The 19,358-nt window shown below is 47.2% G+C and carries 17 protein-coding genes, 1 tRNA gene and 2 pseudogenes; 15 read left to right on the top strand and 5 right to left on the bottom strand.

Translation table 11 applies throughout. The features are described from left to right. Positions 1-5 precede the first annotated feature (5 nt). Entirely contained in the window at positions 6-2,000 is a 1,995-nt protein-coding gene (gene uvrB, locus CELL2_RS05315; protein WP_011943596.1) for an excinuclease ABC subunit UvrB, read from the bottom strand. 111 nt (positions 2,001-2,111) lie between these two features. Between uvrB and CELL2_RS05310 the strand changes: the two genes are divergently transcribed. The 15 genes and pseudogenes from CELL2_RS05310 (at position 2,112) to CELL2_RS05245 (ending at position 17,067) form a co-directional block, all read left to right on the top strand. Then, positions 2,112-4,019 (top strand): transketolase, encoded by a 1,908-nt coding sequence (locus CELL2_RS05310; RefSeq protein WP_011943597.1) that lies wholly within the window; start codon positions 2,112-2,114, stop codon positions 4,017-4,019. A 73-nt stretch (positions 4,020-4,092) separates the two neighbouring features. After that, the gene (gene efp / locus CELL2_RS05305) at positions 4,093-4,650 is read left to right on the top strand and encodes an elongation factor P (RefSeq protein ID WP_011943598.1); all 558 of its coding nucleotides are present in this window, start codon (positions 4,093-4,095) and stop codon (positions 4,648-4,650) included. A 15-nt stretch (positions 4,651-4,665) separates the two neighbouring features. Further along, entirely contained in the window at positions 4,666-5,031 is a 366-nt protein-coding gene (locus CELL2_RS05300) for an Asp23/Gls24 family envelope stress response protein (protein WP_011943599.1), read from the top strand. A 22-nt stretch (positions 5,032-5,053) separates the two neighbouring features. Next, positions 5,054-5,482 carry a transcription antitermination factor NusB gene (gene nusB / locus CELL2_RS05295; RefSeq protein WP_012310916.1) on the top strand — a complete coding sequence of 143 codons (429 nt, stop codon included), beginning with the start codon at positions 5,054-5,056 and terminating at the stop codon, positions 5,480-5,482. Between the two features lie 11 nt (positions 5,483-5,493). Next, positions 5,494-7,122, top strand: a complete 1,629-nt coding sequence (locus tag CELL2_RS05290) for a formate--tetrahydrofolate ligase (protein WP_011943601.1) — start codon at positions 5,494-5,496, stop codon at positions 7,120-7,122. A 13-nt stretch (positions 7,123-7,135) separates the two neighbouring features. Then, positions 7,136-7,951, top strand: coding sequence for a bifunctional 5,10-methylenetetrahydrofolate dehydrogenase/5,10-methenyltetrahydrofolate cyclohydrolase (locus CELL2_RS05285; protein WP_012310914.1), 816 nt, complete (start codon positions 7,136-7,138; stop codon positions 7,949-7,951). Then, positions 7,948-9,131: pseudogene (xseA, locus tag CELL2_RS05280) on the top strand (exodeoxyribonuclease VII large subunit). The gene CELL2_RS05285 and the pseudogene xseA overlap by 4 nt, the downstream one beginning before the upstream one ends. After that, entirely contained in the window at positions 9,128-9,355 is a 228-nt protein-coding gene (locus CELL2_RS05275; protein ID WP_008194462.1) for an exodeoxyribonuclease VII small subunit, read from the top strand. Before xseA ends, CELL2_RS05275 begins: the two are co-directional and overlap by 4 nt. Beyond that, a complete protein-coding gene (gene dxs / locus CELL2_RS05270; RefSeq protein WP_038033096.1) occupies positions 9,318-11,144 on the top strand; it encodes a 1-deoxy-D-xylulose-5-phosphate synthase in 1,827 nt (608 codons plus the stop codon). The genes CELL2_RS05275 and dxs overlap by 38 nt, the downstream gene beginning before the upstream one ends. Then, positions 11,141-11,470: an Asp23/Gls24 family envelope stress response protein gene (locus CELL2_RS05265; protein WP_004082317.1), complete on the top strand. Its 330-nt coding sequence runs from the start codon at positions 11,141-11,143 to the stop codon at positions 11,468-11,470. The genes dxs and CELL2_RS05265 overlap by 4 nt, the downstream gene beginning before the upstream one ends. Positions 11,471-11,486: 16 nt before the next feature. Further along, positions 11,487-13,073, top strand: coding sequence for a DAK2 domain-containing protein (locus tag CELL2_RS05260; RefSeq protein WP_038033098.1), 1,587 nt, complete (start codon positions 11,487-11,489; stop codon positions 13,071-13,073). Further along, entirely contained in the window at positions 13,070-13,867 is a 798-nt protein-coding gene (locus CELL2_RS09585) for a tetratricopeptide repeat protein (protein ID WP_241208629.1), read from the top strand. The genes CELL2_RS05260 and CELL2_RS09585 overlap by 4 nt, the downstream gene beginning before the upstream one ends. Next, positions 13,788-14,687 (top strand): hypothetical protein, encoded by a 900-nt coding sequence (locus CELL2_RS09580; RefSeq protein WP_241208628.1) that lies wholly within the window; start codon positions 13,788-13,790, stop codon positions 14,685-14,687. Before CELL2_RS09585 ends, CELL2_RS09580 begins: the two co-directional genes overlap by 80 nt. A 2-nt stretch (positions 14,688-14,689) precedes the next feature. Continuing rightward, positions 14,690-15,895: a 2,3-bisphosphoglycerate-independent phosphoglycerate mutase gene (locus CELL2_RS05250; protein ID WP_012310909.1), complete on the top strand. Its 1,206-nt coding sequence runs from the start codon at positions 14,690-14,692 to the stop codon at positions 15,893-15,895. After that, positions 15,892-17,067, top strand: coding sequence for a ComEC/Rec2 family competence protein (locus tag CELL2_RS05245; protein WP_038033101.1), 1,176 nt, complete (start codon positions 15,892-15,894; stop codon positions 17,065-17,067). The genes CELL2_RS05250 and CELL2_RS05245 overlap by 4 nt, the downstream gene beginning before the upstream one ends. On the opposite strand, the gene CELL2_RS05240 is transcribed toward CELL2_RS05245, so the two are convergent. The 4 genes and pseudogenes from CELL2_RS05240 to CELL2_RS05225 all read right to left on the bottom strand — a co-directional run bounded on the left by CELL2_RS05240 (position 16,982) and on the right by CELL2_RS05225 (position 19,110). Then, the gene (locus CELL2_RS05240) at positions 16,982-17,440 is read right to left on the bottom strand and encodes a Fur family transcriptional regulator (protein ID WP_038033102.1); all 459 of its coding nucleotides are present in this window, start codon (positions 17,438-17,440) and stop codon (positions 16,982-16,984) included. The two genes, CELL2_RS05245 and CELL2_RS05240, sit on opposite strands and share 86 nt — an antisense overlap. Positions 17,441-17,459: 19 nt before the next feature. Continuing rightward, positions 17,460-18,494 carry a transcription termination factor NusA gene (gene nusA, locus CELL2_RS05235; protein ID WP_012310906.1) on the bottom strand — a complete coding sequence of 345 codons (1,035 nt, stop codon included), beginning with the start codon at positions 18,492-18,494 and terminating at the stop codon, positions 17,460-17,462. Positions 18,495-18,506: 12 nt separating this feature from the next. Next, positions 18,507-18,958, bottom strand: a pseudogene (gene rimP / locus CELL2_RS05230) (ribosome maturation factor RimP). 61 nt (positions 18,959-19,019) lie between these two features. After that, a tRNA-Ser gene (locus tag CELL2_RS05225) sits at positions 19,020-19,110 on the bottom strand. Positions 19,111-19,358: the final 248 nt, after the last annotated feature.

The raw sequence follows: 19,358 nt of genomic DNA, 5'->3' as shown, positions 1-19,358 counted from the left end.
GGGGCTCAAAGCCCCTTTTTCTTTTTTATCTCTTCCCTGATTCTGAACAGCTCATCCCTCAAGGCCGCTGCGTCTTCATATCTGAGCTCACTCGCAGCCCGATACATTTCCTCTTCGAGAACGGCCATGTACTCCTCCGGAGAGAGCGTTTTCTTCATCTCAAAGATGTTTTTCACAGTGTCTCCGTACCTCTCAGGCTCTTCTTTCACCATGAACTGTTCGAACACTTCTATCTCCAGAGGCTTTATCACAGAACGTGGAGTGATCCCGTGTTTTTTATTGTACTCGAGCTGAATTCTCCTTCTTCTGTTCGTTTCTTCGATAGCTCTCTTCATCGCGTTTGTTATCCTGTCGGCGTACATGATGACCTTCCCGTTGATGTTCCTTGCGGTTCTCCCTATGATCTGGATGAGCGTTGTTTCAGATCGAAGGAAGCCTTCCACGTCCGCGTCCATGATCGCTACCAGTGACACCTCGGGAAGATCGAGACCCTCCCTCAGAAGGTTCACACCAACGACCACGTCCACGTCTCCCCGCCTCAGTTTCTTCAAAACCTCAACCCTCTCTATGGCGTCCAGTTCGGAGTGAAGATAGAGCGATCTTATTCCAAGTTCCGTCAGATGTTCACTCAAAAGCTCTGCCGTTTTTTTGGTGAGCACCGTAACAAGGGCTCTTTCCCCTCTTTCTTTCACTTTCACGATCTCGTTCACAAGATCATCCACTTGCCCCGCGGTGGGACGTACCTCCACCTCTGGATCCACGAGTCCTGTGGGTCTAATGATCTGCTCGACGACCTGTTCAGAGATCGAGAGTTCGAAGTCTCCCGGCGTAGCGGAAACAAAGATGATCTGGCCTGTTTTTTTCAAAAATTCTTCGAAAGTCAGCGGTCTGTTGTCGTAAGCGGAAGGTAGACGAAAACCGTATTCAACCAGATTTTTCTTTCTGGATCTGTCTCCGTTGTACATGGCCCTGAGTTGAGGAACCGTGATGTGTGACTCGTCTATGAAAACGATGAAATCTTTATCGAAATAATCGAGAAGAGTGTACGGAGGCTCTCCCGGCTTTCTTCCATCGAAGTGCCTGGAGTAGTTCTCTATTCCAGGACAGTATCCCATGGTCTCCAGCAGCTCTATGTCGTTCAGAGTTCTCTGCTTCAAGCGTTCGTACTCGAGGATCTTTCCCTGTTTTTTGAGCTCTGAGAGTCTTTCGTTAAGCTCCTCCCTTATTGATTCGACGGCTCTTTTGAGTTTCTCCTCCGTTGTGATAAATTCAACGGCGGGATAGATGATGATCTTGTCAAGGTGCTCCAGTGTGGTGCGATTGAATCTGTCTATCAACGTTATCGAGTCCACTTCGTCTCCGAAGAATTCGATCCTGATCCCTTCATCCTGATACGTCGGGTAGATCTCCACCGTGTCTCCCTTCAGCCTGAAACATCCAGAAAGAGACACATCCTCCGTTCTCTGATAGCCTATCCTTGCCAGTCTTTCCGCGAGTTCCAGAACGTCTATTCTATCTCCAACAGCGAGATTTATGTTCATCCTATCGAAATCGTTCGGGTCTCCCGTGGCGTAAATACACGAAACACTCGCAACTACCACCACATCGCGACGAGTTCTCACAGATTTCAACGTGGACATTCTCATTCGCACGATCACATCGTTGATGTCAGCGTTCTTCTCTATGTAAAGATCTTTTGTTGGAATGTAGGCCTCCGGTTGATAGTAATCGTAGTAACTTATGAAGAACTCCACTCGATTTTCCGGGAAGAACGCTTTGAACTCCTGATAAAGCTGGGCGGCGAGCGTCTTGTTCGGTGAGATCACAAGGGCGGGTCTGTTCACGCGCGCTATCACGTTGGCCATGGTGAAAGTCTTTCCGCTCCCCGTAACACCGAGGAGCGTTTGAAATCTCATTCCTCTGTTCAAACCTTCCACAAGTTTCTCTATAGCCTGCGGCTGGTCACCTGTTGGCTCAAATTCACTCACCAGCTTGAACACAATTTTTTCCTCCTAGAAAACTTTTTAACATATCTATAATGGTAGAATCTCAATAGATGTGAATACTTCTTGCCACTATTATGACCCATTTGCGGGAGGTGAGGTTTAACGATGGAAAGGTTTCCCTATGAAAAGCTTCCAGAAAGCGAACTCAAAGAGTTGAAAGAACTCGGAAGGCTCTGCCGTGGCGACATACTGAAAATGACCTACATAGCTGACTCAGGCCATCCTGGAGGCTCCATGTCTTCGATCGATCTTTATCTTACCGTCTTCAAGTACGCAAAACTCAGACCCGTCGATGATCCCGCAAGAGACAGAATCGTGATCAGCCACGGTCACACTTCTCCGGGGGTTTACGCAGCTATGGCTCGTTTAGGATTTGTCGAGCTCGATGAAGTCCTCACGGGATTCAGGCACCACGCTTCCGTTTTTGAAGGACACGTGACCCGAGGTGTTGGGATCATCGACTGGACAACCGGAAACCTCGGTCAGGGTCTTTCAGCCGGACTCGGTTTTGCCCTCGCATCCAGGTTCACAGGAAAAGATTACCACGTCTTTGTTCTCATGAGTGACGCAGAACAGGCAAAAGGACAGGTGGCGGAGGCAAGAAGAGTGGCGAAAAAGTACGGTGTCACGAATCTCACGGTGATCATCGACTACAACGACGCCCAGATCAGCGGCCGTGCCAGAGACGTCATGCCCGTGAACATAAAGGAAAACTACTTAGCGGACGGCTGGAGGGTCATCGAGATCGACGGACACGACTACGAACAGATCTATCTCGCACTGAAAGAAGCGGTAGAAGACGAACTGAATCCCGTTGCCATACTCGCTAAAACGGTCATGGGAAAAGGCGTATCCTTCATGGAAAACGAGGTTAAATACCATGGAAAGCCCCTGAACAGAGAAGAACTCGAAAAGGCCCTCGCTGAACTCGGCATCGAAAACGATGTGGATGTGTACATCGAAAAAAGAAAACAACTTCCAATGGAAAAGCACAAGAAAGTTTACAAGACTTACCCGATCAAGATCGACACGGGAGAGCCCATCACCTACACCTCACCGACCGACAACAGAGGTGCGTTCGGAAAAGCCCTTCTGGATCTGGTGAAGAAGAACGCGAACAATCCAGAAGCCACTCCCATCGTCGCTGTGGACTGCGACCTGAAGGGATCGGTCAAACTCGATCTGCTCGACAAAGAGTTCCCTGAGAGACTCTTGGAAGTGGGTGTTCAAGAACACAACGCCGCCGCTATGGCTGGGGCACTCTCCGCAGAGGGTGTTATCACGTTCTTCGCTGATTTTGGTGTTTTTGGAATTTCTGAAACCTACAACCAGCACAGGTTGAACGCCATCAATGGAACGAACCTCAAAGTCGTTGTCACACACTGTGGACTCAACGTGGGAGAGGACGGAAAGACTCACCACGGAATCGACTACGTTTCCGGGCCGATGAACTGGTACGGTTTCAAAGTGATCGTCCCCGGTGATCCCAACCAAACAGACAGAGCTGTGAGGTACGCCGCGAAGGAGTACGGAAACTTTGTGATCGCCATGGGAAGGTCGAAGCTTCCCATCATCCTCGATGAAAACGGGAAACCTTTCTTCGGAGAGGGTTACACCTTCGAATACGGAAAGATCGATGTCGTTAGAAACGGAGACGACGCGGTGATAATAACTTACGGTTCCACACTCTGTGAAGCCGTAAGCGCTGCAGACGAACTCAAGAAAGAAGGAGTAAACGTAGCAGTTCTGAACGTCTCCTGTCCGGTGGATCTCGATATAGAGACCTTGAAGATGGTCGATGGAAAACCCGTTCTCGTTGTGGAAGATCACAACGTTTTCACCGGGCTTGGAAGTTACCTCGGAACCACCCTTCTTGAAAACGGCATCATCCCGAAGAAGTACGTGAGAGTAGGTGTTCCAGAGTTCGCTGTGTCCGGCAGTTACGAAATGCTCTACAAATTATATGGTCTGGATAAGGAAGGAATAATTTCCAGACTCAGAGAAATGCTCTGAAAAAATCGATTATGATAAAATTCTACGAGGGGAGAAAATCCCCTCGTAGATTTTGTTGTAAGGAGGTGTTCACATGATAGAAGTGGGTGACCTGAAAAAGGGTATGTTCATCATCTACGATGGAGAAATATACAGAGTCCTCGAGGCGAGCAAACACTTCATGGGAAGAGGGAGCGGACTCATCAGGACAAAACTCAAGAACGTGAAAACAGGACTCGTAAGGGAAGTGAACTTTCCAAGCGGTGATAAGGTACCGGAAGCAGAACTCTCTTTCAGAAAAGCCCAGTATCTTTACAGAGACGGAGATCACTATTATTTCATGACACTTGATGACTACGAGCAGTACGCTCTCAGTGAAGAGGAAATAGGCGATGCAAAATACTACCTGGTCGAAAACATGGAAGTGGACCTTGTATTTCACGAAGGAACACCCATAGGAATCGAGCTTCCAACCACCGTTGAACTGACAGTGGTAGAGACAGAACCTTCCTTCAAAGGTGATACTGTTTCCGGGGGAGGAAAACCAGCAGTCCTCGAAACTGGACTGAAGATCACTGTACCTTACTTTATCGAAGTTGGTGATAAAATAAAAGTTGATACGAGAACAGGGGAGTACGTTGGAAGAGCATAAAAAGGGGGGATCCTCATGGCGGAAGAATACAAGAACATCGAAATATCCGACGGAGTGATAAAAGAAATCGCAATCAGAAGCATCGAAGAGTTTTTGGGGGATGTGAGTTCAAAGGTTATCAAGAAGATCAGGAAGAGCCTCGATGTTACCAGAAACCCCGATGACAGCCTTGTGATCGAGTTCAAAATCGATGTACCCTACGGTGAGTCGATTCCGGAATACGTTTCCAAACTCACCGAAAAAGTCAAACACGACGTCGAAATGATGACATCCATGAAAGTGGAATCCATCAACGTCACGGTGGAGAACGTCTTTGAGAAAGAAGAGGAGCTGGAAGAAGAACCAGAAGAAATCAAGGAGGATGAAGAAAAGAAAGAATAAAATCTGGAAAGGAGATCCAGACATGAAAACACCGAGGCGAAGAATGAGGCTTGCTGTCTTCAAAGCCCTGTTTCAGCATGAATTCAGAAGAGACGAAGATCTTGAACAAATTCTCGAGGAAATTCTGGATGAAACCTACGATAAAAAGGCAAAGGAAGATGCCAGGCGCTACATAAGAGGTATAAAAGAAAACCTTCCCATGATAGACAATCTCATTTCCCGATACCTAGAAAAGTGGTCTTTAAACCGACTATCAGCTGTGGACAGAAACGTTCTGAGACTCGCCACTTATGAACTGCTCTTCGAAAAGGACATCCCCATAGAAGTGACCATCGATGAAGCCATAGAAATAGCCAAGAGATACGGCACGGAGAACAGTGGAAAATTCGTCAACGGAATACTGGACAGAATCGCCAAAGAACACGCTCCAAAAGAAAAATTCGAACTTTGAAGGTGATAATTTTGAAACCGATCAAAGAGATCGCCGATCAGTTGGGATTGAAAGACGACGTTCTCTATCCTTACGGCCACTACATAGCGAAGATAGACCACAGATTCTTGAAAAGCCTTGAAAATCGTGAAGATGGGAAACTGATCCTCGTAACGGCAGTTACTCCTACCCCTGCAGGTGAAGGAAAAACTACCACCAGCATAGGACTTTCCATGTCTCTGAACAGAATCGGTAAGAAATCGATAGTTACTCTGAGAGAGCCTTCCCTCGGCCCCACCCTTGGATTGAAAGGCGGTGCAACAGGAGGTGGCAGGTCGAGGGTTCTTCCTTCTGATGAGATAAACCTTCATTTCACCGGAGACATGCACGCCGTGGCCTCCGCCCACAATCTGCTGGCGGCCGTTCTGGATTCGCACATAAAACACGGCAACGAGCTCAAGATAGACATAACAAGAGTATTTTGGAAGCGAACCATGGACATGAACGACCGTGCTTTGAGAAGCATAGTGATCGGTCTTGGAGGCTCAGCGAACGGATTTCCAAGAGAAGACAGTTTCATCATCACGGCCGCTTCCGAAGTGATGGCCGTTCTTGCTCTGTCCGAGAACATGAAGGACCTGAAAGAAAGACTTGGAAAAATAATCGTAGCGCTCAACACTGACAGGAAAATCGTCAGGGTCTCTGATCTTGGAATTCAGGGGGCCATGGCCGTTCTTTTGAAAGATGCCATAAATCCCAACCTTGTTCAGACAACCGAAGGAACTCCAGCGCTCATACACTGCGGACCTTTCGCCAACATCGCGCACGGCACCAATTCCATCATAGCGACGAAGATGGCCATGAAGCTCTCCGAATACACGGTCACGGAAGCGGGTTTTGGAGCAGACCTCGGTGCCGAAAAATTCATCGACTTTGTTTCCCGTGTCGGTGGTTTTTATCCGAACGCGGCCGTTCTTGTGGCCACAGTACGAGCACTGAAATACCACGGTGGTGCGGACCTCAAAAACATACACGAGGAAAACCTGGAAGCCCTCAAAGAAGGATTCAAAAATCTCAGGGTACACTTGGAAAACCTGAGGAAATTCAATCTACCCGTCGTGGTAGCGCTGAACAGGTTCATCACGGACACAGAAAAGGAAATAGCCTACGTGGTGAAAGAGTGCGAAAAACTCGGTGTGAGGGTAGCAGTCAGTGAGGTTTTTGAAAAGGGCAGCGAAGGTGGTGTCGAACTCGCAAAAGCCGTGACAGAAGCTGTGAAGGACGTAAAACCGGTTTATCTCTACGAAATGAACGATCCTGTGGAAAAGAAGATAGAGATTCTCGCAAAGGAGATCTACAGAGCGGGAAGAGTGGAGTTTTCCGATACTGCAAAAAATGCCCTCAAATTCATTAAAAAACACGGTTTTGATGAGCTTCCCGTGATCGTTGCCAAAACTCCAAAGTCCATTTCCCACGATCCGTCTCTCAGAGGTGCACCCGAAGGATACACGTTCGTTGTCAGCGACCTCTTCGTTTCCGCCGGGGCAGGCTTTGTCGTTGCGCTTTCAGGAGACATAAATCTGATGCCCGGTCTTCCAGAAAGGCCGAACGCCCTGAACATGGACGTAGACGACAGCGGTAACATAGTAGGTGTTTCGTGAAGGAGGTCACACCGTGTGGATCGACTGTAGGACAATAGCTCGAAGTATAGAGGAAAGAACGAAAGAGAGAGTAGAAAAGCTCGGTTTCACTCCCAAACTGGTCAGCGTTGCGTGTACAGATGATCCATCGGCCCTTTCTTATCTGAAATCTCAGAGAAAAAAAGCTGAGAAACTCGGAATAGCCTTTGAAATACTGAACGTTTCTCCAGAGGAGATAGTTTCCACGCTGAAAAAACTCGGATCGGATGAAAGTGTGAATGGGGTTTTCGTTGCAAGGCCTTTTCCTCCAAGTTTTGACGAGAAAGAAATCCTTTCCTCAGTTCCCGTTGAAAAAGATGTTGAAGGTGTGAATCCTGCAAACCTCGGACTTCTTCTTTACGACGAAGAGATCTTTCCTCCATGCACGGCCGAAGCCGCTGTGAGAATACTCGAAAGAGAGACAAACCTTTCTGGGAAAAGAGTCACCGTTGTTGGAAGGAGTGTCACCGTTGGGAAGCCTCTCGCTTTGATGCTCTTGAAGAAGGGAAGGGACGCAACCGTCACGGTTTGTCACTCCAGAACGGTGAACCTCGAAGAGATAACAAAAAACAGTGACATCGTGGTGGTAGCCGTCGGTAGAGCACACTTTCTGAAGAAGAACATGGTAAAAGAAGGAGCTATCGTGATAGACGTGGGGATAAATTACGTGGACGGAAAACTCCAGGGAGATGTCGATCCATCGGTTGAAGAAATCGCCAGAGTGACTCCCGTTCCAGGGGGTGTGGGACAGGTAACAACCGCACTCCTGTTCGAACACGTTGTGAGAGCGGCGGAGAGACAAAGGAAATGAAAGATTACACTTATTCTGTCACAGAGATAAACGAGTACATAAAAGACCTGATAGAAGGAGATCCTTATCTCACCAACGTGAGCGTTTACGGTGAGATTTCCGGTGTGCGCCCCAGGAAGGGGCATATTTTTTCTCTTTAGTCGAGGAAAACGCCAGGCTGGAGTGTGTGATATTCGGCGGAGACAACATGGGAATTCGCCTTCAGGAAGGTAGAATGGCCCTTGTTGAGGGAAGTGTCAGTGTTTACATTCCTCATGGAACCTACAGATTCATCTGCTCGAACGTGAGATACCTGGATCAAGCTGGTATGTATCAGATAAAGTTCGAAACCACCCTGAAGAAACTCCTTGAGGAAGGCCTCCTCTCCAGACCAAAGAAAACCGTTCCCAGATTTCCCAGGAAAATCGGCATCATCACCTCTCGAGACTCCGCCGCCCTGCAGGATGTGATAAGAACTGCCAGAGAAAGAAAGGCCCCAATCGAAATTTACGTCTTCCACACCTCCGTTCAGGGTGATTCTGCAAGAGAGGAGCTCATAAAAGCCCTGCGAAAAGCAAACGAATACGATCTCGATCTCGTTATGATCGTGAGAGGCGGTGGTTCCAAGGAGGACCTCTGGGTCTTCAACGAAGAGGATGTGATTCGTGAGATCCTCAAGCTTCGACATCCCGTTGTAACGGGGATAGGACACGAAATAGACCGTGTGATAGCGGACTTCGTGGCAGATGTATCGATGCACACCCCAACGGGTGCCGCCGAGTATGTGATACCGGATGCGAGTGAAATACACGAAGACCTTGATTCATTCCTCGAAAAGTTGATAGCTTCCCTGTCGAACAGATTCGATATGGAAGAGAGAAGATTGGAGACTCTTTATTTTCGCCTCAGAATGATCGGACGAAGAAAACTCGAGCTAAACGAATTTAAAATAGAAAGGGTCAAAGAATTGGCCGCAAAGTTGAGAAAGAAACTCATGGATTGTTTTGAACAAGATCAAGAGAAACTCGAAAGTCTCGGCAGAATGCTCGAAAGTTTGAACCCGTTGAGACCTCTCGAAAGAGGGTTCGTCCTGGTGAAAAAAGAAGGAGAGATCGTCAAAGAATCTTCCGATCTGAAACGAGGAGATGTAGTGTCGCTTGTTTTCAAGGATGGAACGAAGAAAGCGCAGGTGATAGGGTGAATTTCGAGGAAATGATGAAAGAACTGGAGGAAATCGTAAACAGACTGGAAAACGAGGATCTTCCACTCGAAGAATCCATCAAACTCTTTGAACGCGGAGTGGAGCTCTACAGAAAGTGCAAAGAGATTCTTCAGCAAAACAGGCTGAAGATCATAGACGTGATGAAAGAGCTGGAAGGTGAGATAGATGCTTCTGGACGAGATCAAGAGAATGAGCTACGATGAGCTGAAAAGACTGGCAGAAGACATCCGAAAGAAGATCACAGAAGTTGTCTTGAAGAACGGGGGACACCTCGCATCGAATCTCGGAACAATAGAATTGACCCTCGCCCTCTACAGGGTCTTCGACCCGAGGGAAGATGCTATTATCTGGGACACTGGCCACCAGGCTTACACACACAAAATTCTCACCGGTCGCGATGAACTGTTTCACACGATAAGAACCTTCGGCGGTCTCAGTGGTTTTGTGACGAGAAGAGAATCTCCACTCGACTGGTTTGGAACGGGCCACGCCGGAACCTCCATAGCCGCGGGCCTTGGTTTCGAAAAAGCATTCGAGCTGCTCGGAGAGAAAAGGCACGTTGTGGTCGTCATCGGTGATGGTGCACTCACCTCCGGCATGGCACTCGAGGCACTGAACCAGCTGAAGAATATCAACTCGAAGATGAAGATCATACTGAACGACAACGGCATGTCCATCTCGCCAAACGTAGGTGGGCTCGCCTATCACCTCTCAAAATTGAGAACCAGTCCAATCTACCTGAAAGGAAAAAAAGTCCTGAAGAAAGTTCTCGAAAAAACAGAGATCGGGTTCGAAGTCGAAGAAGAAATGAAGTATCTGAGAGACAGTCTCAAAGGAATGATACAGGGAACCAACTTCTTTGAATCCCTCGGTTTGAAATATTTTGGTCCTTTCGACGGTCACAACATAGAGTTACTGGAGAAAGTTTTCAAGCGGATCAGAGACTACGATTATTCATCGGTCGTCCACGTGGTAACCAAAAAAGGAAAAGGGTTCACCGCCGCGGAAAAAGATCCCACGAAGTACCACAGCGCTTCACCATCTGGAAAACCGAAAATGCTCTCCTACAGCGATCTGCTGGGACACACCCTCTCAGGAATAGCGAGAGAAGACAAGAAAATCGTCGCCATAACGGCTGCGATGGCCGACGGAACAGGACTTTCCATATTCCAGAGAGAACATCCCGATCGCTTCTTCGATCTTGGAATAACAGAGCAGACCTGCGTAACCTTTGGAGCCGCTCTCGGTCTTCACGGAATGAAGCCTGTGGTCGCCATATACTCCACCTTCCTGCAGAGAGCGTACGATCAGATCATTCACGATGTGGCTTTGCAGAACGCTCCCGTTCTCTTTGCGATCGACAGATCCGGTGTGGTGGGAGAAGACGGTCCCACACACCACGGCTTGTTCGACATGAATTACCTGCTTTCAGTCCCGAACATGAAGATCATTTCTCCGTCTTCTCCTGAGGAGTTCGTGAGTTCACTGTACACCGTTCTAAAGCACCTCGATGGTCCCGTTGCCATTCGCTATCCCAAAGAGTCCTTCTACGGTGAAGTCAAATCCCTCCTGGAGAACATGAAAGAGATCGACCTTGGCTGGAAGATATTGAAGAGAGGAAGGGAAGCCGCGATAATAGCGACCGGCACCATTTTGAACGAAGTTTTGAAGATACCTCTCGATGTGACTGTGGTGAACGCTCTCACGGTGAAACCGCTGGACACGACCGTTTTAAAAGAAATCGCCAGGGAACACGATCTCATTATCACCGTTGAAGAAGCCATGAAAATCGGTGGTTTTGGATCCTTCGTTGCTCAGAGACTTCAAGAAATGGGATGGCAGGGAAAGATCGTTAATTTAGGTGTCGAAGATATCTTCGTTCCCCATGGGAGTAGAAAGGAACTTCTCAGCATGCTGGGGCTGGATTCGGAGGGACTCACAAAAACTGTGCTAACATATATTAAGGCCAGAAGTAGGGAGGGGAAAGTATGAGGATCATGCTGGAAAATGGGGAACTCGAAATCACACTCAACGCACTGAAAAAAATCGTGTACTTTGCAACTCTGGAGAGTTATGGAACGGTAGGGCTGGGAGATTCTCGTTCCTTCTTTGAGAGGATCTTTGGAGGAGACAGGGGCATTAAAATCGAGGAACTGGAAGATTCTTCCCTCAACGTTGATGTGTACATCGAAGTGGAATACGGAGTGAACATCAGGGAAGTCGCCAAGAACATAGCGGACAACGTGGCTCACAAGCTGAAGACTCTTGCGGGTTGTGAGAAGCTGAACATAACAGTCCATGTAGTAGGTATCAGGTGAAACGGAGGTAGAGACTTTGAAAAAGATCACGGGAAGATTTCTCAAGATCATCATAAAGAAGGCAACTGAAAATCTATTAAAACACAGAGATGAAGTAAACGCCCTGAACGTGTTTCCCGTTCCAGACGGAGATACAGGATCCAACATGTGTTCCACCATGCTGGAAGCGTGCAAGTACATAGACAACGTTAAAAGCGACGATCTCCTTGAAGTATGGAGAGCCGTAAAAGAAGGCGCACTGATGGGAGCCCGGGGAAACTCCGGGGTGATACTGTCCCAGATTCTGAGGGGAATGGCGGACGCTTCTCCTAGAGAGTACATCACACCAGCGGATTTCGTAAAAATGATCTCAAACGCTAGAAAAGTCGCTTACAGCGCCGTCATAAGACCTGTTGAAGGAACGATGCTGACGGTTGTGAAAGTTCTGGATGAACAGCTACAAAACAAGAATTTTGAAACTTTCGAGGAACTCTTCGACTGGATCGTCGAAACAGTGAAAGACACTGTGAACCGAACCCCACACATGCTTCAAAAACTCAGAGAAGCCGGTGTAGTAGATGCCGGTGCGAAAGGCCTCTATTACATATTCGAAGGTATGAGGGATGCCATAAAGGGAAACATACAAGTTAATCTGGAAGAGGTAGAACAGGCCTCCGTTGAAGAGCTCCAGAGGATGGCCTTTGAAGAGATAACGAACCGCTACTGCACGGAAGTGGCAGTCAAAAGGAACCAGGTGGTTGAAAAAAGCGAACTCGAAGCTTTCCTCAACGAGATCGGTGACTCTGTTGTCCTTGTCGAACAGGATGACCTGATAAAACTGCACGTTCACACGAATCATCCAGGTCAGGTACTGGAAAAAATCATTGAATTCGGAGAAATAGTGAAGGTGAAAATAGACAACATGAAGCTTCAGCACGAACACGTGATTTCTACACAGCCCACAAAGGAAATCGGGGTTGTTGCTGTTTCTCCCGGAAAGGGTATCTCAGATATACTGAAGAGCCTTGGAGTGGACGTGATAGTGCCTGGCGGTCAGACCATGAATCCCAGCTTTGCCGATCTGAAAGCGGCCGTGGAACAGACACACGCCAGGAATGTCTTTTTGTTCCCGAACAACGCAAACGTCCTTCTCACAGCAAAACAAGTAGCGGATGCGTTCGACGATAGAAGAGTGATCGTTGTTCCAACTTCCTTCGTTCAAGAGTGTGTGGCCGCCATGGTGGAGTACGATCCCGACGCGGAACCGGAAGACCTTCTAAAGAGGTTTGAAGAAGCCATCTCCCAGTGTGTTCCCATCTCCGTTACAAAGGCAGTGAGAGATTCCAGATACGGAAACAGACGAATAAGGAAAGGTGAGTATCTGCTGTTTGTCAGAAAGGAGCTCGTGTCCCACGGGTTCAGTCTCGTGAAGGTCTTGAAAGAAGCCCTGGAAAAGGAAAACGCACACGAAAAAGAGATTCTGACGGTTTTTCTGGGAGACAATTACAGAAAACCAGAACTCAAAAATATTCAAAAACTCATAGGAGAAGAATTTCCAAATCTCGATCTTGAAATCTACGAAGGAAAACAGCCCCACTATCCTTATTTGATGCTTCTACAATGAGAGGTGGAAATATAAAGGCAATCGTCTATCTTCCGCTGGCTCCAGAAAAAGCGAAACAGAATAATCTTCCAGTGAAACTCCCTGTCCTCGCTGAAGATCTCCCGAAGGTACTGGAAGAAGACAGGATACCCCTTGATGTCATATTGAGGGGTCTGGAAGCCCAGTACGAGCTCACAAAGGATGAATACTACAGATCCTACTATGTGTTCTTCCTCTACGAGAAATTCAAACAGCTCCTGCGCGAAGGAAAGCTCGACGAAGCCGAGAAAATCCTGGAAAAAGCCAAGGAAGTTCAGTACGACTACCGCTATCATTTCTACCGCGGACTTCTCCTGAAACACAGAGGAGAGCTCGGAGAAGCAGAAATCGAAATGAGGCTTGCCATTTCGATGAACGACCGTTTCGCACCAGCATATTTTGAACTCGCAGGCATACTCAAAGAGAAAAATGAGATCGAAGACAGTCTTCTCTTCTACGAAAAAGCCTACGAAGTCAACAAAGAGTTTCTCTTACCACTCCTCAAGAAAGGAGATCTCCTTCTGGAAGAAGGAAGACTCGAAGAAGCGATCGAAGAATACAGGAGAATCCTTGAGAAAGACTCCAATTTTGTTGAAGTTTACGAAAGACTGGGAGTTATCTACAATCAGCTCCAACGATTCAAAGAAGCAGAGAAGTTCTTCAAAAAAGGCTCTGGAAATAGAACGAAAAGATCATGTGGAGTACAATCTCTCTTACACTCTCATAAAACTCGGAAAGCTCTTCGAAGCTCTCGAAATCTTAAAGAGACTTTATGAAAAAAACCCTGATGATCCCATGGTAGCCAACGAATACGGGCTCCTCCTCAAAACACTCGGGCTGTACGAAGAAGCCCTCGAGGTCTTTGAGGATGCTTACCGCAGGCATAAAGAAGAGGAGATTCTGAAGTACAACTATGGAACGATCCTGCTTCACTTTGAGAAGGAGAAAGCCATATCCATCCTCTCGGAAATCTCAGGTGAGCTGAAAGATAGAGCCGAATTCATGATCTCACTCGCAGAAAAGGATGTGGTGATCCCCTCTTACGAGGAATTCGAATGGCTGAAAGATTACTTTTTCGAGGGTACCATCGATGTTGTTGCTCTTTCGGAAGAAATCGATTCAGAAGACGAGGATGTGAAAAGGCGAATAGAGAAACTCAGAGAAGGGGAATTTCCGTTTTACGATACAACACTGGACTTTTCAGAAATGCTCGAAGTGATCCTTGGTATCATGTTCGAATCCCCTGATATCTTCAAAATGGAAGAAAACGCCGTGAAATTCGTCTCCGCGTTTTACGGTAGCTCTGTGATGATCGCCTCCACAATCGTTTTGACGAGAACTTTCCAGTATTTTCTCGCTGAAGAAGAACCTACCATGGAGGAACTTTTGAGAGAACTGGTCGCGGAGATTCAAGACGTGAACTGGAAGTTTTCTCTGAGGCTCGCCAGATTCAGGCATGCAGACAGGTTTGATTTCAACAGGCTCTCGGATCTTGTAATCGCGTTTCTGCAATCCATAGAGCAGGGAACACCCGTATCGGATGACGAAAGGTTAAAATATCTACTGGAGAAACTGACTTCTCAGAAGGAGGGATAGAGATGTTCGATAAACAGGAATTCGTATCGAAACTCGTCACGGAAGAGAAAGCAAAGATTGTTCTCCTCGTAATGGATGGTCTTGGGGACATTCCCGTGAATGGAAAAACACCTCTTCAGGCTGCGAACACTCCGAATCTGGACAACCTAGCAAAGGAAAGCGATCTTGGACAGACGATACCCGTTCTTCCTGGAATCACCCCGGGAAGCGGACCAGGACATCTTTCGCTCTTTGGATACGATCCCATAAAGTACCAGATTGGAAGAGGAATCCTCGAAGCTCTCGGTATAGGTGTTGAAGTGGGAGAAAAAGACGTCGTTGCAAGGGCAAATTTCGCCACCTGGGATGGAAAAGTGGTCCTCGACAGAAGAGCCGGAAGGCCTGCCACAGAAGAATCCGCCAAGGTGGTTCAGCTGCTCTCGGAAAAGATAAAGAAGATCGAAGACGTTGAGATCACTTTCTATCCTGGAAAAGAACACAGGTTTGTCGTGAAATTCACGGGGGAAGGACTCGGAGATAAAGTGACGGACGCAGATCCTCAAAAAGAAGGACATCCCATGGCTTGGGCTGAAGGTCTGGACGAACCTTCGAAAAAAACGGCAAGGATCGTCAACGAACTGATCAAAAAGATAGCGGAAGTCCTGAAAGACAACTCGAAGATAAACTTCGCCCTCATCAGAGGCTTCTCCAAATACCCGGATCTTCCGAAATTCCCTCAAGTTTACAAGATGAAAGCGGGAGCCATAGCAACTTATCCGATGTACAGGGGACTTGCAAAACTCGTGGGAATGGAAATAATAGAAACGGGCCAGACAGTGGCCGACGAGATAAAAACGCTGAAGGAAAAATGGAACGACTACGACTTCTTCTACGTCCACGTGAAGAAAACCGATTCTTACGGTGAGGATGGAAAATTCGAAGAAAAGGTGAAGGTGATAGAAGAAGTCGATGCAATCATTCCAGAGATTGTCTCTCTGAATCCCGACGTTCTTGTGATCACGGGTGATCATTCCACTCCCGTTCCGCTGAAAGCACACAGCTGGCATCCCGTACCTCTTCTCATCTGGTCCAAATACACAAGAAGAGGTCTCTCTCAGGCTTTCAACGAGTTCGAATGCGCGAGGGGCACACTTGGAACGATCCACGCAAGCGATGTCATGACACTGGCGCTCGCGTACGCCGGAAGGCTGGAAAAATTCGGAGCATGATACTCGTTTTCTTCTCCCTGTGTCTCGGGGCGCTGATCGGCGCCCTTTTTCGTTTTCCATGGTACATGCTTTTTCTACTGGCAGCTATTTTCTGGAAAAGAAACAAAGATATTTCTGTGGTGATATTTTTCACTCTTCTGAGCGCTTCCCTCTACCAGATTGGAACCCTTCCCGCTGGAAACTACGAACTGGTGGGGTACGCTGAAAAGGGAAGACTGAAACAGGCAAAAGTGTTTCAAGAAGAGTGGAAGAGGATACACCCTGTGAGAATAGAAACCCAAGAAGAGGGATACGTCTACGCAATCGGATACCTCGATGGAAAGGCCTTTCACCCTTCGTACATAAAAAAGGTCGAAAAGCCCTCCTTCAAGACCCTGAAAGAGTCTTTCTCCAGAATGACGAACGGAACAGTTCTTTCCGTGCTCTTTGGGGAGAAAAACGAAGATATTTACAGAAGTGGTTTGGGACACTTCTTTGCGGTTTCAGGACTGCACGTGGGAATAGCTTTCTCACTCTACACAACGCTGTTGTCTTTTCTGACATGGAGAAGAACGTACCAGGAACTTGCCGCGCTTTTGCTACTCGTTCCCTATGTGATCACAGTGGGAACGCCTTCTGTGATCAGGGCTTACCTGACCGTTTTTCTCTGGGTAGTGTTCAGAACTGCCGGTTTCAGGACGACTCCCCTTCATACAACGGCAACGGTGGGATCCTTTATGATGATCGTGGATCCCACCGTTGTTTTCACTCCCTCTTTCCTGTTGTCCTTCTTTGTCACCCTTTGCATACTGGAGTCGAAAAACATTTTCGAACTGACAGTGAAGGCTTATCTGTCGGCTCTACCGTTTCTCTGTCTTTTCTTTGGAGGAACCAATATCTCGGCTCTGCTTTTTTCCATTCCTGTGTCTTTTCTTATGATACCAGTAACGTGGCTCGCTCACCTTTCGTTTCTTCTATTCCTCCTGGGTCTCAAAACATCCGCTTTGATCGCAGCAGAGATAACAAACATCGTCTCGCTTCCTCTGAACTGGTTCATAAAACTGGCGAATCTGTTCCCTGAAGTTCCTCTCCCACAGCATCTTTACTTCATTTTGATCCTTTTTCCTCTTCTTTTTCTTTCGTCTGACATTCGGGACATATTCCGTAAAATTTCAGGTCGTGCCATTTTATAACGTAACCTGTTTTTTCAGAGATGTCTGATATTATCTTATTCACCTGTTCCGAGTTTATCTCCACGATCCTCCCGCACTTCTGACAAATCACGTGCTGATGCGATTCCCTGTTAGATCGTTCGGCCAGCTCGTACCTGTAAAGCCCTTCTCCAAAGTTCAGCTTTCTCAGAAATCCAAGCTCCACAAGAAGTTCCACCGATCTATAAACCGTGGCTTTGCTTATTCGAACGTTCCTGTTCAGAAGTTCCCGGTAAACCTCTTCTACTCCCAGATGTCTTCCTCGTGACTCCAGAAAAATCTTGAGAATCATTTCTCTCTGTGCCGTGATTCTGTATTTTCTCTTCTTCAATTCGTTTCGAAGTTCTTCGTACATCTGAGCACCTCCTTCTGCTTCACAGGTTCATGATCGGTTTTATGTCTATTTTCCATCCTGTGAGCTTTGCAGCGAGTCTCGCGTTCTGCCCTCCTTTTCCTATGGCGAGGGAAAGCTGTGTCGGAGGAACTAGAACGCGTGCGGCCTTGTTCTCTTTGTCGAGTATCTCCACTTCTATGACGGTAGCCGGCGCGAGGGCGTTCGCTATGAGCTGTTTAGGATCGTCCGACCACTTCAGAACGTCGAGTTTTTCACCCTTGAGCTCCTTCAGTATGGCGGCTATCCTTGATCCTCCTTCACCGATGCAGGCACCTATGGGATCCACGTTCGGATCGTTCGATGCAACTGCCACCTTTGTTCGAACACCGGGTTCTCTGGCGATAGCCTTTATTTCCACGATTCCATTCTCCACTTCCGGAATTTCGAGTTTCATCAGGCCAATTACGAACTCCGGTACTCTCCTGCTCACGAGTATCTTCGGCCCCTTGGTTGTTTTAACCACATCGATGATGTAGACCTTCACCAGATCACCGGCTTTGATTTCCTCACCGGGGATCCACTCTTTCTTTGGAAGCCTTGTCTCGAGTTTTCCTATTCTGATATCCGCCCACTCGCTTGTGACTCTTATGACTTCAGCGGTTGTAACCGTTCCTTTGAGCTCGGAATACTTCTCGAACTGTTTTTCCTTCTCGAGTTCTCTGATTCTCTGGATGAGAACCTGCTTTGCCGTCTGCGCGGCTATTCTTCCAAAATTCTTAACGTTTAGCTCCTTCTTCACAATAGATCCAACTTCCGCGAGGGGATCGATCTTTTTCGCCTCCTCGAGAGATATCTGTGTCGCTGGATCTTCCACTTCTTCCACAACCTCGAGGAGTTGATATACCCTTATGTTTCCTGTGTTCCTATCTATAACAACCTCCACGTTCTTGGAATTTCCAAAGTTCTTCCTGTAGGCGCTCACCAGCGCTTTTTCGAGGATAGGGATGACCTCTTCTTTGGAAATTCCTTTTTCTTCCTCCAGCTGATCGAGGGCTTCCAGCAAGCCTATGTTCATAATGCCACCTCCTTAAAATTCCACTTCCAGATTCGCTCTCTTCACATCATCGATGTTTATTTCGTATTTCTTCTTCCCGTCCGAGATCGTGATCGTTCCATCGACAAAAGATTCAATTCTTCCTATGAAGGTCTTTCCATCCTTTGTTACTATTTTTGCGAGCTTTCCAGTGAAACGAACGTAATCTCTCGGACCCTCAGAGGTCTGTCGAGTCCCGGCGAAGAGACTTCGAGTGTGTAGGAGTGCTCTATGAGGTCTTCACGATCCAAAAATCGTTCTATCTCCCTCGAAAAGAGTTCACAATCTCTTACACTCACATAACCCATGGGATTGTCTATGATGATTCTGAGGATCCATCCTCTGCTCTCACGTCTGTATTGAACATCGAATATTTCCAGCCCTTGCTCTTCTGCTATCCTTTCCGCTTCTTTTCTTACCTTCTCGAGGATCATTTCTTCAAACATGCTCTCACCCACCCCGTATGATGAATGAAAAACCGGGACCTGAAAAGTCCCGGTCTTTCTCTGGCGGAGAGGGTGGGATTTGAACCCACGGGTGGCTTTTGGCCACCACACGCTCTCCAGGCGTGCGCCTTAGACCCCTCGGCCACCTCTCCTCTCCACACCAGAAAAATATTATACACTCAATCGTTTATTCGTTCAAGTTTTCATTTGGCAAAAACGAAAAGCGTAAAGATATGGAAGATTCCCAATATTGACAGAGATTCCCTTTCCGTAATTGATATTCATAAACACGAAAATAATATGTGGATCGTATCCTTTACAAAACTGAAAATAACAGTGAAAAAACACTTCATATAAATCATTTCAAATAATCCTATAATTATGCTATCAAGAAAAAAGA

This window comes from Thermotoga sp. Cell2 (genome assembly GCF_000789375.1).
Lineage (GTDB): Bacteria > Thermotogota > Thermotogae > Thermotogales > Thermotogaceae > Thermotoga > Thermotoga petrophila.
The sequence above is the reverse complement of the archived record's forward strand: the minus strand, read 5'-3'. Positions and strand labels throughout refer to the sequence as shown.

Coding starts and splice junctions, on each gene's coding strand:
- CELL2_RS05310 (WP_011943597.1), top strand. CDS start 2,112: ATGGAAAGGTTTCCCTATGAAAAGCTTCCAGAAAGCGAACTCAAAGAG.
- efp (WP_011943598.1), top strand. CDS start 4,093: ATGATAGAAGTGGGTGACCTGAAAAAGGGTATGTTCATCATCTACGAT.
- CELL2_RS05300 (WP_011943599.1), top strand. CDS start 4,666: ATGGCGGAAGAATACAAGAACATCGAAATATCCGACGGAGTGATAAAA.
- nusB (WP_012310916.1), top strand. CDS start 5,054: ATGAAAACACCGAGGCGAAGAATGAGGCTTGCTGTCTTCAAAGCCCTG.
- dxs (WP_038033096.1), top strand. CDS start 9,318: ATGCTTCTGGACGAGATCAAGAGAATGAGCTACGATGAGCTGAAAAGA.
- CELL2_RS05265 (WP_004082317.1), top strand. CDS start 11,141: ATGAGGATCATGCTGGAAAATGGGGAACTCGAAATCACACTCAACGCA.
- CELL2_RS09585 (WP_241208629.1), top strand. CDS start 13,070: ATGAGAGGTGGAAATATAAAGGCAATCGTCTATCTTCCGCTGGCTCCA.
- CELL2_RS05250 (WP_012310909.1), top strand. CDS start 14,690: ATGTTCGATAAACAGGAATTCGTATCGAAACTCGTCACGGAAGAGAAA.
- CELL2_RS05245 (WP_038033101.1), top strand. CDS start 15,892: ATGATACTCGTTTTCTTCTCCCTGTGTCTCGGGGCGCTGATCGGCGCC.
- CELL2_RS05240 (WP_038033102.1), bottom strand. CDS start 17,440: ATGTACGAAGAACTTCGAAACGAATTGAAGAAGAGAAAATACAGAATC.
- nusA (WP_012310906.1), bottom strand. CDS start 18,494: ATGAACATAGGCTTGCTGGAAGCCCTCGATCAGCTGGAGGAAGAAAAA.